This window comes from Agrobacterium sp. 6Ca8 (genome assembly GCF_055382765.1).
The window spans coordinates 1837067-1851613 of the sequence record NZ_AP026434.1 but is presented as its reverse complement, the minus strand read 5'-3'; the positions used below and the strand labels follow the sequence as shown (position 1 = coordinate 1851613).

The window sequence follows — 14547 nt, the reverse complement described above, 5'->3', positions numbered from 1 at the left end:
CAGGTTCTTTCGCGCGTCTTTTCAGGACAAAACCATGATCCGGTTCATTTTCGGCAAACTTCTCTATCTCGTTCCGACATTTCTCGGGATTACCATCGTTGCCTTTGCCTTCGTTCGCGTCCTGCCGGGCGATCCCGTGCTGTTGATGGCGGGTGAGCGTGGCATTTCGCCCGAGCGGCATGCACAACTTGCCGAACAGCTTGGCTTCAGCCAGCCTATCTGGCAGCAATATCTCCATTTTCTGGGGCGGCTGCTTCAGGGTGATCTCGGCAATTCGCTGGTCACCAAGAAACCCGTTCTGACTGAGTTCCTGGCGCTCTTCCCCGCGACAGTCGAGCTTGGCCTCGTCGCCATCATCCTCGCCACACTGATCGGTGTGCCGGTCGGCGTCATCGCCGCCATCCGCCGTGGCTCGTGGTTCGACCAGATCTCCATGACGACGGCGCTGGTTGGCTTCTCCATGCCTATCTTCTGGTGGGGCCTGCTGCTCATCATCATGTTCTCCGGCATCCTGCAATGGACACCGGTGTCGGGCCGTATCTCGTTGATGTATTTCTTCCCTTCCGTCACCGGTTTCATGCTGATCGACAGCCTGATTTCGGGGCAGAAGGGTGCTTTCGCTTCGGCTCTGTCACATCTCATCCTGCCTTCGGTGGTGCTTGCCACCATCCCGCTTGCAGTTATTGCCCGCCAGACACGGTCGGCAATGCTCGAAGTCCTCGGTGAGGATTATGTGCGGACAGCGCGTGCAAAGGGCATGTCGCCGTCCCGTGTCGTCGGCGTTCACGCATTGCGCAACGCCATGATCCCGGTCATCACCACCATCGGCCTGCAGATCGGTGTGCTGATGGCGGGTGCAATCCTGACCGAAACCATCTTCTCCTGGCCGGGCATCGGCAAGTGGATGATCGATTCCATCTCGCGCCGCGACTATCCGGTCGTGCAGAGCGGCCTGCTTCTGATCGCGGGTCTGGTGATGATCGTCAACCTGCTTGTCGATCTCACCTATGGCCTCATCAATCCAAGGATCCGTCACAAATGAGCGATGTGACCACAGCTCCCGGCGTCAGGCTTTCCGACGCCGCCATCCGCCGCCGGATGATCGCCGATTTCTGGTTCTACTTCCGCCAGAACCGTGGCGCCGTCGTCGGCCTTGCCGTCTTCCTTCTTCTGGTTCTGATCGCGGTTTTCGCAGCCGTGATTGCCCCACATGACCCGACCCAGCAATATAGAGACGCGTTGCTCGTCCCGCCGGTCTGGCAGGATGGAGGCCGTACCGCATTCCTGCTCGGCACCGACGCTGTCGGCCGCGACATGCTGTCCCGACTAATCTATGGCGCGCAATATTCGCTGTTCATCGGCGTCGTCGTTGTTTCCATCGCCCTTGTCGGCGGCATTGTCATCGGTCTCGTCGCCGGCTTCTTCGGCGGCTGGGTGGACACTGTCATCATGCGCGTGATGGACGTCATCCTGGCGTTTCCATCGCTGCTTCTGGCACTGGTGCTGGTTGCGATCCTTGGTCCGGGGTTGACCAACGCCATGATCGCGATTGCCATCGTCTATCAGCCGCATTTCGCGCGTCTGACGCGTGCAGCTGTCATGAGCGAGCTTCGGCGTGAATATGTCACCGCCGCCCGTGTGGCGGGTGCCGGCAATTTCCGGCTGATGTTCAAGACGATTTTGCCGAACTGCCTTGCACCTTTGATCGTGCAGGCGACGCTCTCCTTCTCATCTGCCGTTCTCGATGCGGCGGCTCTCGGCTTCCTCGGCATGGGCGCGCAGCCGCCCGCATCCGAATGGGGCACGATGCTGGCCGAAGCCCGCGAGTTCATCCTGCGCGCCTGGTGGGTCGTTACCCTTCCCGGCCTGACGATCCTCGTATCGGTGCTCGCCATCAACCTGATGGGTGACGGGCTGCGCGATGCGCTCGATCCCAAACTGAAGCGGAGCTAAGCGATGAGCCTGCTGAAAATCAAGAACCTCACCGTCAAGTTCGCCACCGCCACCGGCGCGTTCACGGCCGTCAACGGCATCGACGTCTCCGTGGACAAGCATGAAGTGCTGGCCATCGTCGGCGAGTCCGGTTCCGGCAAGTCGGTCTCCATGCTCGCCGTCATGGGGCTTTTGCCCGATACGGCGACGATCACCGCCGACGAGATGATCTTCGATGGTATAAACCTGCTGGCCATGTCGCCGCAGGAGCGCCGCAAGCTGATCGGCCGCGAGATCACCATGATCTTCCAGGAGCCGGTTGCCTCGCTCAACCCGTCCTTTACGGTCGGTTTCCAGATCGAGGAGGTGCTGCGCCTCAATCTCGGCATGGGCCGGTCTGCGGCGCGTGCACGCGCACTGGAGCTGTTCCGGTCCGTCGGTATTCCCGATCCGGAAACCAAGCTCAATGCCTATCCGCACCAGATGTCCGGCGGTCAATGCCAGCGTGTGATGATAGCCATCGCCATCGCTTCCAAACCGCGTCTCTTGATCGCCGACGAGCCGACCACCGCGCTCGACGTAACGATCCAGAAACAGATCCTCGATCTGTTGATGGATCTGCAGGAAGAATACGGCATGGCGCTGATCCTCATCACCCATGACATGGGTGTCGTGGCCGAAACAGCAGACCGCGTGGTCGTGCAATATAAGGGCCGCAAGATGGAGGAAGCGGATGTGCTGAGCCTGTTTGAGGCCCCGCAACATCCCTATACCAAGGCATTGCTTTCCGCGCTGCCGGAACATGCGACCGGCGACCGCCTGCCCACGGTTTCCGACTTCTTCGGCAAGGAGGGCGTTCAATGAGCATCGTTGTCGAAGGCAAGGGCATTACCCGCCATTATCACGTTCCGGGCGGCCTGTTCGGCGGAGCAAAGACCGTGCAGGCGTTGAAAGGCATCGATTTTGCCGTCGAGCGCGGCAAGACGCTCGCCATCGTCGGCGAGTCCGGTTCCGGCAAATCGACGCTTGCGCGCATCATCGCGTTGATCGACCCGGCATCCGGTGGCGAGCTGAAGATCGACGGCCAGCCGGTCGATATCGCAAAGCGCCGTTCCGGCACGGACATGCGCTCCAAGGTGCAGATGGTGTTCCAGAACCCCTATGGTAGCCTCAATCCGCGCCAGAAGGTTGGCGACGTGCTGATGGAGCCGCTTGTCATCAACACCAAAATGCCGGCGTCCGAGCGTCGTGAGCGGGCTGAAGCCATGCTCGTGAAGGTTGGGCTGGGTCCCGAACACTTCAACCGATATCCGCACATGTTTTCTGGCGGCCAACGGCAGCGCATCGCGATTGCGCGGGCGCTGATGCTCAACCCCGCACTTCTGGTGCTGGACGAGCCTGTCTCGGCACTCGATCTTTCAGTGCAGGCGCAGGTGCTGAACCTGCTGAGAGATCTCCAGGAAGAGTTCGAGCTGACCTACGTCTTCGTCAGCCACGACCTTTCCGTCGTTCGCTATATCGCCGATGACGTCATGGTCATCTCGAAGGGTGTAGCCGTGGAGCAGGGCACGCGCGAGGAACTATTTGCCGATCCGAAGCACGCCTATACGCGCCAGCTTTTTGCCGCCACTCCGGTAACGGATGTAGACGCCATCCGCGCCCGCGTAGAGCGCCGCAAGGCGGCACGGCAGGCTGCGACGGCTTGAGATCGACGATTGACCGATGAATAAGTGGAACAGGCCGGATTTCCGGCCTGTTGTTTTTTCAGGACTTCAAAAGATTGCGGGGGTGCGCTCAGGCGCCGGCCTCTCTCAGCAGACGCACCTGCCGCAGCGTATTCTGCCGGCTACGTTCCAGATGGCGCCATAGGGCGTCGATAATCTGGGCCTTGCTGCGGGCGGCTATGGCGTCGGCAATATTCTGGTGTTCCTCGACAGAGCGGGCGTAGTCGCCAAGGATCGATACGAAAACCGTGTGGGTCTGGTCGAGAATGCGCCCATGCGTGCCGGAAATGACCGGAATGCGCGCGGCCGAAACAAGGGCCGTGTGGAAGCTGCGATCGTGAAACAGCGCTTTGGAGAGATCGTCCAGCGTCGCGCTCTTGGCAAATTCGCGGTGTTTCGCAAGGCTTTCCAGAAGCTGCGCATGCAAGGCTTCGTCCAGCTGCCCGGCATCGAAGGCCACTTCCACAGCGCCTTTTTCCAGCAGCATTCTGGCGGCGTAGAGTTCTTCCACATCCTCCACGGTAAAATCGCGCACTACCATGCCGCGCCTTGAGGAATTGACCACCAGCCCGTCTGCCTCGAGTTTCAGGCATGCTTCCTTGACCGGCGTGGGGCTGATGCCGAGATCGGCGGCAAGTTCGTTGGGCAACAGCCGTTCGCCGCCACGCAATCTGCCGCTGACGATGCGCGCCCGCAGTTCCTGATGCGCTTGGTCGGCGAGCGTGACTTTGATCAGTGTGTTCATGGCAATACCATCGTCTAACCGCGAGTGACAGGCAATGACAGAATATAAAAAATAAAAAATTTTTTATTTTACAATGGTCGATTTTGCCTTAGCTGTATCCGTCATCGGAAGCTGGCTGCTGGAGGAGGGTGGCCGGGCAATCCCCTGAGGCTTCATCTCCTGCGGTCATTGATTGCGGGGCAGTGGCGACATTCCACTGGTTGATCGGTGGAGCTTCGATCAGAACGGAACTTCCGTTTATTCCTCCCCAAAGGCTGCTCAAGCGTCGAGGAATTGACCGATCATGAAAATAACCGCTGTTGAACCTTTCATCCTGCATCTGCCGCTGACATCGGAATCCATTTCCGATTCCACCCACAGCATCACCCATTGGGGCGTCGTCGGCGCAAAAATTACGACGAGTGACGGCCTTGAGGGCTACGGCTTCACCGGCACCCATGCGCATCTGCCGTCCGACCGGTTGATCACATCCTGCATCAGCGATTGCTATGCGCCTCTGCTGATCGGCGAGGACGCATCCGAACATTCGCGGCTGTGGACAAAACTTGCCCGTTATCCGTCCCTGCAATGGGTCGGCCGCGCGGGCATCACCCATCTGGCGCTGGCTGCGGTCGATGTGGCGCTCTGGGATCTGAAGGCGAAGAAGGCGGGCGTTCCACTCTGGCAATACCTCGGCGGCGCGCACACCACAGGGGTCGAAGCCTACAATACCGATATAGGCTGGCTTTCCTTCAACCTCGAAAATCTGCTGGCGGGCAGCGCCAGGGCCGTTGAGGAAGACGGGTTCACCCGCCTGAAACTCAAGGTCGGGCATGACGATCCGAATATCGACATCGCGCGCCTCGCCGCCGTCCGCAAACGGGTCGGCTCTTCCATCAGGATTGCGATTGACGGTAACGGCAAGTGGGATCTGCCCACATGCCAGCGCTTCTGCGCGGCGGCGAAGAATCTGGATATCTACTGGTTCGAGGAGCCGCTCTGGTATGACGATGTGACCAGCCATGCGCGGCTGGCACGCAACACATCCATTCCCATCGCTCTCGGAGAGCAGCTTTATACGGTGGATGCGTTCCGGTCATTCATCGACGCGGGCGCTGTTGCCTATGTCCAGCCGGATGTAACCCGACTTGGCGGCATCACCGAATATATCCAGGTCGCTGACCTCGCGCTCGCCAATCGCCTGCCTGTCGTTCCGCATGCCGGTGAGATGAGCCAGGTGCATGTGCATCTGAGTTACTGGCATCCGGCATCGACCATCCTCGAATATATTCCGTGGATCAAGGACCATTTCGAAGAGCCGATCCATGTGCGCGACGGTGTTTACAAGCGCCCGGAGCATCCCGGCGCCAGCACCACGCCTTTGGCCGAAAGCATCGCCCGCTACGGCAAAGCGGTGAAATGAAACAGAGGCGTTCAGCCCGGATTGCATCCGGCCACGGGGCGTCGGCGCCGTCAAAGGAATCGTGCGCTATCGAAGACTTGATCGCACCGTCACCCAGAATCTAATCCGGGGTGACGGTGCGGGCATGATGCAGGTTTTGCCAGACTTAGCGCCAGCCGAGTGCAGGAGCCACCTGTTTGAGGATCGTCTCGATAACATGGGCGTTGTAGTCGACGCCCAGCTGGTTCGGCACGGTCAGCAACAGTGTGTCGGCCTCGCCGATGGCTTCGTCGGCTTTTAGCTGCTCGATCAATGCTTCCGGTTCGGCGGCGTAGCTGCGCCCGAAGATCGCGCGCGTCTTGTCGTCGATGTAACCGATCTTGTCGTCGCCCTCGCTGCCGTAACCGAAATAGGATCGGTCGCGATCGTTGACGAGAGCGAAGATGCTGCGGCTGACCGACACGCGAGGCTCGCGGGCGTGTCCAGCCTCTTTCCATGCGGCGCGGTAAGCACGGATCTGTTCGGCCTGCTGCACATGGAAGGGTTCGCCGGTCTCATCCGTTTTCAGGGTGGAGCTTTGAAGGTTCATGCCAAGCTTTGCCGCCCAAACCGCCGTCGCATTGGAGCTGGAACCCCACCAGATGCGCTCGCGCAACCCTTCGGAGTGCGGCTCCAGCCGCAGCAGGCCGGGCGGGTTGGGAAACATCGGCCGAGGATTCGGCTCGGCGAAACCTTCGCCCTTCAGAAGCTCGAGGAAGACTTCGGTGTGCTGGCGCGCCATGTCCTCCTCGGTCTGGCCCTCGGCAGGGCGGTAGCCGAAATAGCGCCAGCCGTCGATCACCTGTTCGGGAGAACCGCGACTGATGCCGAGTTGCAGGCGTCCGCCGGCGATGAGATCGGCTGAACTCGCATCCTCCACCATGTAAAAGGGGTTCTCATAACGCATGTCGATGACGCCGGTGCCGATCTCGATACTTTTCGTTCTTGCGCCAACGGCGGCAAGCAGCGGAAAAGGTGATCCCAACTGGCGGGCGAAGTGGTGGACACGGAAATAAGCGCCGTCGGCGCCGAGTTCTTCCGCAGCAACGGCCAGGTCTATCGATTGCAGCAGGGTGTCTGCAGCAGAGCGGGTCTGCGACTGGGGCGAGGGCGTCCAGTGTCCGAAGGATAGAAATCCGATCTTTTTCATGATGACCTTCCAAATGTTTAGGATGCAGCTGACTTGAGCCGGCATCGTTGTTGTCAGTCATATAGGCTGCAGTGCGGATTCTCCAATCCGCCACGCGTAGACACGGTGTCGCCGAAATGTGAACGACGGTCGTTTCAGGCGATCGTCTTGCGGTCGAGGATGAAGAGATTTTGGTGGGCGCGCGCTGTCGTGAGAATGAAATCCATCAGCGAGCGCACGCGCGGCACATTGGCAAGGTCCTGATGGCTTGTCAGCCAGTAACCCCGCCGCAGTTCCACTTCACCTGCCAGCACCATCTGCAGGTCCGGAAAGCGTGCGGCGATGAAGTTGGGCAATATGCAAAGGCCACGTCCGCTCAGCGTTGCAGTCAACTGCGCAAAAATGCTTGATGACTGGAAGTTGGGCCGGAGGCCGGGCATCACGTCGCGCATGTAATCGAGGCCCGGCGAGAAGATCAGATCCTGCACGTAACCGATAAAGAAATGATCGGGCAAATCTTCGCGCCGCGTGATTTTCGGGTGGCTGGCAAGATAGGAACGCGATGCGTAGATATGCAGCGTGTAATCGACGATCTGTTCGTTGATGTAGGGGCCTGCTTTCGGCGGATCGAGTGTGACCGCCACATCCGCTTCTTTCTTCGACAATGCCATGATCTGCTGGATCGTAACCATCTCCACCATGATGTGCGGATGGGTGACGGCGAAGTCTTTCAGCCTTTCCACGAAGAAAAAGTTGGAAAAACCTTCAGGCGCACTGAGCCTGACCACGCCGCGCAGCAGGCTGCCGCTTTCGGAAATATCCGATTGCAATCTTTCCGCTTCCGCCTCGATGCGCTCGACGGTATCGACCAGGCGCCGCCCGACCGTCGTCAGTTCGTAACCACGTGGATTTCGCTCGAACAGCTTGGTTTTAAGCGAGAATTCCAGCCGGTCGATGTGGCGGGAGACGGTGGCGTGGCTGGTGCGCAGGCTACGCGCTGCCGATGAAAGTTGTCCGGTGCGGGCCACCGCCAGAAAATATTGCAGGTCGTCCCAGGTAAAAGGCGTGGCCAATTCGGTCTCCATTGCCAGGTCTGTTCAAAAATGAACAGTTCCTGTTCGCAATTTGATGATGCCCCGCTCTTGTGTCAACGGCCGAATTCGAGAAGTCTACATAGGGAGGCGCTGCTTTGAGGAGGGTGGCGCGACCGTTGTGATGCAACACCGTGGGACGATCGCCATGCGCCTTCGTTCACCGTTGCACAGACCTATCTGAGGCTCGCAATCATCTCTGGGAGGAGAAGTCATGCGCAAGAGTATCGTTTTATCCACGGCCATGGCACTGGCGGCAGGCACCGCCGCTTACGCTGCCGAGATTTCGGACGGCAAGGTCAAGATCGGCATCTTGAACGACCAGTCGGGCGTCTACGCCAATTTCGGCGGTAAATACTCTTATGAGGCCGCGAAGATGGCGGTCGAGGATTTTGGCGGCAAGGTGCTGGGCGCGCCGGTGGAAGTGGTAACGGCTGACCACCAGAACAAGGCGGATGTCGCCTCCAACATCGCCCGGCAGTGGTACGACACCGAACAGGTCGATTCGATCATGGAACTGACCTCTTCCTCGGTGGGCCTTGCCGTGCAGGCTCTCTCGAAGGACAAAAAGAAGATCACCATCAACACGGGCGCTGCGACCACGGAACTGACGGGCAAGCAGTGCAGCCCCTATGGTTTCCACTGGGCCTACGACACCTATTCGCTGGCAGTCGGCACCGGCGGTGCGCTGGTGAAACAGGGCGGCGACAGCTGGTTCTTTCTGACTGCGGATTACGCCTTCGGTTATTCGCTGGAAGAAAACACGTCCAACTTCGTCAAGGCCAATGGCGGCAAGGTGCTGGGTTCCGTGCGCCATCCGCTGGCCTCTACGGATTATTCCTCCTTCCTGTTGCAGGCGCAGTCATCAGGCGCGAAGGTCATCGGCCTTGCCAATGCCGGTCTCGACACCTCCAACGCCATCAAGCAGGCCGCTGAATTCGGTATCGTTGCGGGCGGGCAGCGGCTGGCGGCCCTTCTCTTTACGCTTGCCGAAGTGCACGGCCTCGGTCTCGAAGCGGCTCAGGGCCTGACGCTGACGGAAGGGTTCTATTGGGACCGCGACGATGAATCGCGCAAATTCGGCGAACGGTTCAAGGAACGCACCGGCGCCATGCCGAACATGGTACACGCTGGTACCTATTCCGCCGTGCTGCATTACCTGAAGGCCATCGATAAGGCCGGCACCGACGATGCTGACGCTGTGGCAAAGGCCATGAAGGAAATGCCTGTCAACGACGTCTTCTCGAAGGATGGCCATGTGGCCGCCAACGGCCGCATGATCCACGACATGTATCTGATGGAAGTGAAGAAGCCGGATGAGAGCAAGCAGCCGTGGGACTACTACAAGGTGCTTGCCACGATCCCCGGCAAGGAAGCCTTCATGGACCCCGCAAAAAGCGGTTGCCCGCTGGTAACGCAGTAAAAAGGGGGAACTTCATGATGATCGCTCCCGCCCCTGCCGGTCAGGCGGAACCCCGCGTCGTGCTTTCGGCGCGCGGTCTCTCCAAGACCTTCGGCGCATTCGCGGCCGTGAAAAACGTCGATCTCGACGTCCATCATGCCCGCGTGCATGCACTTATTGGTCCGAACGGCGCCGGCAAAACCACGGTCTTCAACCTGTTGACCAAGTTTCTCCAGCCGACAGGCGGGGCGATCACCTTCATGGGAACGGATATAACAAAGACGCCGCCGGACAAGGTGGCGCGGCTCGGTCTCGTCAGGTCTTTCCAGATATCGGCGGTGTTTCCGCATCTGACGGTTCTTGAGAACGTGCGGGTGGCGTTGCAGCGGCCGAATAACCTTTCAACGCAATTCTGGCTGCCGCTCTCTTCACTCGACAGGCTCAATGCACGTGCCGAGGAGTTGATCGCAACGGTTGGCCTGACACGGGAAAAAAATGCACTTGCGGCCGATCTTTCCTACGGTCGCAAGCGCGTTCTTGAAATCGCCACCACGCTTGCGCTCGACCCGAAGGTATTGCTTCTCGATGAGCCGATGGCGGGCATGGGGGGCGAGGATGTCGCGCATGTCGCCGATCTCATCCGCGATGTGGCCAAAACGCGCGCGGTGCTGATGGTCGAACACAATCTGAAGGTCGTGGCAGATATCTGCCATCAGGTCACGGTGCTGCAGCGGGGCGAAATTCTGGCGGAAGGCGATTACGCCACCGTATCCGCCGATCCGCGCGTGCGTACGGCCTATATGGGCACGGAGGAGGCGTGATATGGCGGCAATGCTCGAAGTCTCCAACCTGAAATCCTGGTACGGCGAAAGCCAGGCGCTGCACGGCGTCGATCTGACCGTCGGCGAAGGCGAAACCATCACCATTCTCGGGCGCAATGGGGTTGGCAAGACCACGACGCTGCGCACCATCATGGGCATCATCCGCAACCGCAAGGGCGTGATCAAGCTCGGCGGCAAGGATCTGATGCCGGTGCCGTTGCATCGCACGGCGAAATACGGCCTCGGTTTCGTGCCGGAAGAGCGCGGCATCTTCGCGACACTGAGCGTCGAGGAAAATCTGAAACTGCCGCCCGTCGTCGCATCCGGCGGCATGACGCTCGATGAAATCTACGAGCTGTTTCCCAATCTTTACGAACGTCGGGCGAGCCCCGGCACCAAGCTTTCCGGCGGCGAACAGCAGATGCTGGCCATGGCGCGCATCCTGCGCACAGGGGTCAAGGTTCTCCTGCTCGATGAGCCGACCGAAGGGCTTGCGCCTGTAATCGTGCAGCGCATCGGCGAGGTGCTGAAGACCTTGAAAAGTCGTGGCATGACAGTGGTTCTGGTCGAGCAAAATTTCCGCTTCGCCAGCCGCATCGCGGATCGTTTCTACCTGATGGATCATGGCCGGATGGTCAGCAATTTTCCGGTGGGCGAGCTTTCCGGCCGCATGGGCGAACTCAATAAAGTGCTGGGGGTTTAACGATGACGATGCTCTTCGGCGTTCCGCTTCAGGCCCTGCTCGGGCAATTGCTGATCGGCCTCATCAACGGGTCGTTCTATGCGCTCCTGTCGCTCGGCCTTGCCGTCATTTTCGGCCTGCTGCGCGTCATCAATTTCGCCCATGGCGCCCAATATATGCTTGGCGCTTTCGTCGCCTTTCTCGGCCTGCAATATTTCGGCATCAGCTTCTGGTGGGCACTGTTGGTGACGCCGCTTGTCGTTGCACTTTTCGGCGCGATCATCGAGCGCCTGCTACTGTCGCGGCTTTACGATCTCGATCCGCTGTATGGGCTGCTCTTCACCTTCGGCCTGGCGCTGGTGGTGGAAGGCACGTTCCGCTGGCTTTACGGTGCGGCGGGTCAGCCCTATTCGGTTCCGCGCGAGCTTGCCGGCGGCACCAATCTCGGTTTCATGTTCCTGCCGAACTACCGCGCTTTCGTCGTCGTCATCTCGCTTGTCGCCTGCATCGCTACCTGGGCGTTGATCGAAAAGACGAGGCTCGGCTCCTATCTGCGTGCGGCGACGGAAAATCCGACACTGGTGCAGGCCTTCGGTATCAACGTGCCTGTGCTCCTGACGCTGACCTACGCGCTGGGTGCGGGCCTTGCCGGCTTCACCGGCGTGCTGGCCGCGCCGATCTATCAGGTCTCACCGCTGATGGGCACCAACCTCATCATCGTCGTCTTCGCCGTCGTCGTGGTCGGCGGCATGGGGTCGATCATGGGCGCCATCGTCACCGGCTACATGCTGGGTATCGCTGAAGGCCTGACCAAGGTGTTCTACCCGGAAGCGTCCAACATCGTCATCTTCGTCATCATGGCCTTTGTGCTGCTCATCCGCCCCGCCGGACTTTTCGGAAAGGACGCCTGATATGTCCAAAGCCACTCACAACCCGACAGCCGGCGCGATGCCGCAGGCGAAGGTTTCCGCAACCGCTGGAACCATCAAGACCGTGCTGATACTGGCAGGACTGGCCGTGCTGATCGCTGCACCGATGTTCGTTTATCCGATCTTTCTGATGAAGCTGCTTTGCTTCGCGCTGTTTGCCTGCGCCTTCAATCTGCTGATCGGTTACACCGGGCTGCTTTCCTTCGGCCATGCGGCATTTTTCGGCGGCGCTGCCTATTTCACCGCCTATTCGGTGAAGGAATGGGGCGTCACGCCCGAGATCGGCCTCCTCATCGGCATGGCGGGTGCCGCCCTTCTTGGCCTCGTCATCGGCTTTTTCGCCATTCGCCGGCAGGGCATCTATTTCGCCATGATCACGCTTGCCTTGTCGCAGATGTTTTATTTCTTCTGCCTTCAAGCACCCTTCACCCATGGTGAGGACGGGTTGCAGGGCGTGCCGCGTGGACACCTCTTCGGCCTTCTCGATCTCAACGCGCCGCTGAACATTTACTACACGGTGCTTGCCGCCTTCGTGCTGGCACTTCTCGTCATCTGGCGTTTCGTCAACTCGCCCTTCGGCATGATCCTGAAATCCATCCGCGAAAACGAGCAGCGCGCCATTTCTCTTGGATACAGCGTGCAGCGTTACAAGCTTGGTGCTTTCGTCATGTCGGCGGCGCTTGCCGGTCTTGCGGGCGGCCTGAAGGCGCTGGTGTTCCAGTTCGCAACCTTGACCGATGTGGCCTGGCAGATGTCGGGCGAGGTTATCCTGATGACCCTGCTCGGCGGCATTGGCACCATGATCGGCCCGATCTTCGGTGCGGGGCTTGTCGTCGCACTGCAGAACTATCTCGCGACATCCGATTTCCCGGTCACCATCATCACCGGCCTCGTTTTCATGGCCTGCGTTCTGGTGTTCCGGCGCGGCCTGATCGGTGAATTTTACGCTTCGCGGCTCGGGCGAAGACTGGGTTTTCAGCACCGGGGATAAGAATTTTTTGAAACAGGGGGAAGGCTCCTCCGCGTCCGGCGCGACGCGGCAAGGGCGCCCCATGGAGAATAGCATGGCGGAATTTGACTATATCGTCATCGGAGCGGGAAGTGCGGGATGCGTTCTCGCCAACCGCCTCTCGAAAGACCCGAACAATCGCGTCCTGCTGCTGGAAGCGGGCGGCAACGATAATTATCACTGGATCCATATTCCGGTCGGTTATCTCTATTGCATCAACAATCCGCGCACCGACTGGTGTTTCAAGACGGCGGAAGAACCTGGGCTTAACGGAAGGTCGTTGATCTATCCTCGCGGCAAGGTTCTCGGCGGCTGCTCCTCCATCAACGGCATGATCTATATGCGCGGTCAGGCCCGCGACTACGATGTCTGGCGTCAACTTGGCTGCGAGGGCTGGGGATGGGATGATATCCTGCCCTATTTCCTGAAGTCGGAGGATTTTTATCGCGGCAAGGGCGACATGCATTCCACCGGCGGCGAATGGCGGGTGGAGAAGGCGCGCGTGCGCTGGGATGTGCTTGATGCCTTTCAGCAGGCGGCAGGTGAGGCCGGTATTCCTGCGACCGAAGATTTCAACCGGGGCGACAATGAAGGGGCCGGTTATTTCGATGTGAACCAGCGGTCGGGCTGGCGCTGGAACACGGCCAAGGCCTTTTTGAAACCGGCGCTTGGCCGCCGGAATTTGACAGTCATGACCAAGGCCCATGTCAAGCGTCTCATCGTCGAAGAGGGCCTGGTCACAGGCGTCGAGTTTCACCACGACGGCGTCTTGAAAAAGATGCGTGCACGGCGCGAAACGGTGCTTTCGGCAGGTGCAGTCGGTTCACCGCACATTCTGGAGCTTTCCGGCGTTGGCCGCGGCGACGTGTTGCAGGCCGCCGGTATCGACACAGTGACGGAAGTTCAAGGTGTGGGCGAGAACCTGCAGGATCATCTGCAATTGCGCATGGTCTATAAGGTTTCAGGCGTCCTGACGCTGAATGAGAGGGCCTCCACGCTGTTCGGAAAGGCAAGTATCGGCCTCGAATATGCTTTGACCCGCTCCGGGCCGATGTCGATGGCGCCGAGCCAGCTTGGTGTCTTCACCCGTTCCTCTCCGGAAAAGGAGACCGCGGATCTGGAATATCATGTCCAGCCGGTGTCACTCGACAAGTTTGGTGATCCGGTTCACACTTTTCCGGCCATTACAGCAAGTGTCTGCAATCTGCGGCCGGAAAGCCGAGGCTCAGTGCATGTGAAAGGACCGGATTTTGCCATGCAGCCGGAAATCCGACCGAATTATCTGTCGACGGAAGGCGACCGCCGGGTGGCCATCGATTCCATGCGGCTGACGCGCCGCATCGTTAACCAGCCCGCCTTTTCGCGGTTCAAACCGCAGGAATACCGGCCCGGCCCCACTTTTGAGAATGACGACGATCTGGCCCGCGCTGCGGGCGATATCGGCACGACCATATTCCACCCCGTCGGCACCCTGCGCATGGGCTCCGATGCCGAAAGTGTTGTCGATACGCGGCTGAAATTCCGCAAGCTTGCAGGGCTGCGTGTGGCGGACGCCTCCATCATGCCGAGGATCACGTCCGGAAATACCAATTCGCCAACGATCATGATTGCCGAAAAGGCTGCCGACATGATCCTTGCGGATAATCGCTAAGAGGAGCGTTCC

At 59.6% G+C, this 14547-nt stretch carries 14 protein-coding genes; 11 read left to right on the top strand and 3 right to left on the bottom strand.

All coding sequences use genetic code 11. From position 1 onward, the window contains the following. The first annotated feature begins 34 nt into the window (after positions 1–34). Genes ACZ5A6_RS22570 through ACZ5A6_RS22555 form a run of 4 tightly spaced genes read left to right on the top strand, consistent with a single transcriptional unit; the run spans position 35 to position 3638 of the window. Positions 35–1042 (top strand): ABC transporter permease subunit, encoded by a 1008-nt coding sequence (locus ACZ5A6_RS22570; RefSeq protein ID WP_004431937.1) that lies wholly within the window; start codon positions 35–37, stop codon positions 1040–1042. Next, positions 1039–1953 (top strand): ABC transporter permease subunit, encoded by a 915-nt coding sequence (locus ACZ5A6_RS22565; RefSeq protein ID WP_004431940.1) that lies wholly within the window; start codon positions 1039–1041, stop codon positions 1951–1953. The genes ACZ5A6_RS22570 and ACZ5A6_RS22565 overlap by 4 nt, the downstream gene beginning before the upstream one ends. 3 nt (positions 1954–1956) lie before the next feature. Further along, positions 1957–2796 carry an ABC transporter ATP-binding protein gene (locus tag ACZ5A6_RS22560; RefSeq protein WP_004431942.1) on the top strand — a complete coding sequence of 280 codons (840 nt, stop codon included), beginning with the start codon at positions 1957–1959 and terminating at the stop codon, positions 2794–2796. Then, positions 2793–3638, top strand: coding sequence for an ATP-binding cassette domain-containing protein (locus ACZ5A6_RS22555; RefSeq protein ID WP_464111412.1), 846 nt, complete (start codon positions 2793–2795; stop codon positions 3636–3638). The genes ACZ5A6_RS22560 and ACZ5A6_RS22555 overlap by 4 nt, the downstream gene beginning before the upstream one ends. Before the next feature lie 88 nt (positions 3639–3726). Here ACZ5A6_RS22555 and ACZ5A6_RS22550 read toward each other — a convergent pair whose 3' ends face one another. Beyond that, positions 3727–4401 (bottom strand): GntR family transcriptional regulator, encoded by a 675-nt coding sequence (locus ACZ5A6_RS22550; protein ID WP_025595209.1) that lies wholly within the window; start codon positions 4399–4401, stop codon positions 3727–3729. 283 nt (positions 4402–4684) lie between these two features. Here ACZ5A6_RS22550 and ACZ5A6_RS22545 point away from each other — a divergent pair, with 283 nt between their 5' ends. Beyond that, positions 4685–5803 (top strand): mandelate racemase/muconate lactonizing enzyme family protein, encoded by a 1119-nt coding sequence (locus tag ACZ5A6_RS22545; RefSeq protein ID WP_111799408.1) that lies wholly within the window; start codon positions 4685–4687, stop codon positions 5801–5803. A gap of 145 nt (positions 5804–5948) precedes the next feature. Here ACZ5A6_RS22545 and ACZ5A6_RS22540 read toward each other — a convergent pair whose 3' ends face one another. Together ACZ5A6_RS22540 and ACZ5A6_RS22535 are read right to left on the bottom strand one after the other, a co-directional pair. After that, positions 5949–6971, bottom strand: a complete 1023-nt coding sequence (locus ACZ5A6_RS22540; protein ID WP_111799430.1) for an LLM class flavin-dependent oxidoreductase — start codon at positions 6969–6971, stop codon at positions 5949–5951. A gap of 134 nt (positions 6972–7105) precedes the next feature. Continuing rightward, the gene (locus tag ACZ5A6_RS22535) at positions 7106–8023 is read right to left on the bottom strand and encodes a LysR family transcriptional regulator (protein ID WP_025595208.1); all 918 of its coding nucleotides are present in this window, start codon (positions 8021–8023) and stop codon (positions 7106–7108) included. A gap of 232 nt (positions 8024–8255) precedes the next feature. Here ACZ5A6_RS22535 and ACZ5A6_RS22530 point away from each other — a divergent pair, with 232 nt between their 5' ends. From ACZ5A6_RS22530 to ACZ5A6_RS22505, 6 genes are all read left to right on the top strand, one after another. Next, the gene (locus ACZ5A6_RS22530) at positions 8256–9464 is read left to right on the top strand and encodes an ABC transporter substrate-binding protein (protein ID WP_013762102.1); all 1209 of its coding nucleotides are present in this window, start codon (positions 8256–8258) and stop codon (positions 9462–9464) included. 14 nt (positions 9465–9478) lie between these two features. Beyond that, the gene (locus tag ACZ5A6_RS22525) at positions 9479–10264 is read left to right on the top strand and encodes an ABC transporter ATP-binding protein (protein ID WP_111799409.1); all 786 of its coding nucleotides are present in this window, start codon (positions 9479–9481) and stop codon (positions 10262–10264) included. Position 10265: 1 nt separating this feature from the next. Beyond that, positions 10266–10967 (top strand): ABC transporter ATP-binding protein, encoded by a 702-nt coding sequence (locus tag ACZ5A6_RS22520; RefSeq protein WP_111799410.1) that lies wholly within the window; start codon positions 10266–10268, stop codon positions 10965–10967. Positions 10968–10969: 2 nt separating this feature from the next. Next, entirely contained in the window at positions 10970–11857 is an 888-nt protein-coding gene (locus ACZ5A6_RS22515; protein ID WP_019566514.1) for a branched-chain amino acid ABC transporter permease, read from the top strand. Position 11858: 1 nt separating this feature from the next. Next, entirely contained in the window at positions 11859–12866 is a 1008-nt protein-coding gene (locus ACZ5A6_RS22510) for a branched-chain amino acid ABC transporter permease (protein ID WP_111799411.1), read from the top strand. A 73-nt stretch (positions 12867–12939) separates the two neighbouring features. Further along, on the top strand, positions 12940–14535 hold the full coding sequence (locus ACZ5A6_RS22505; RefSeq protein WP_464111411.1) for a GMC family oxidoreductase: 1596 nt from the start codon (positions 12940–12942) through the stop codon (positions 14533–14535). Positions 14536–14547: the final 12 nt, after the last annotated feature.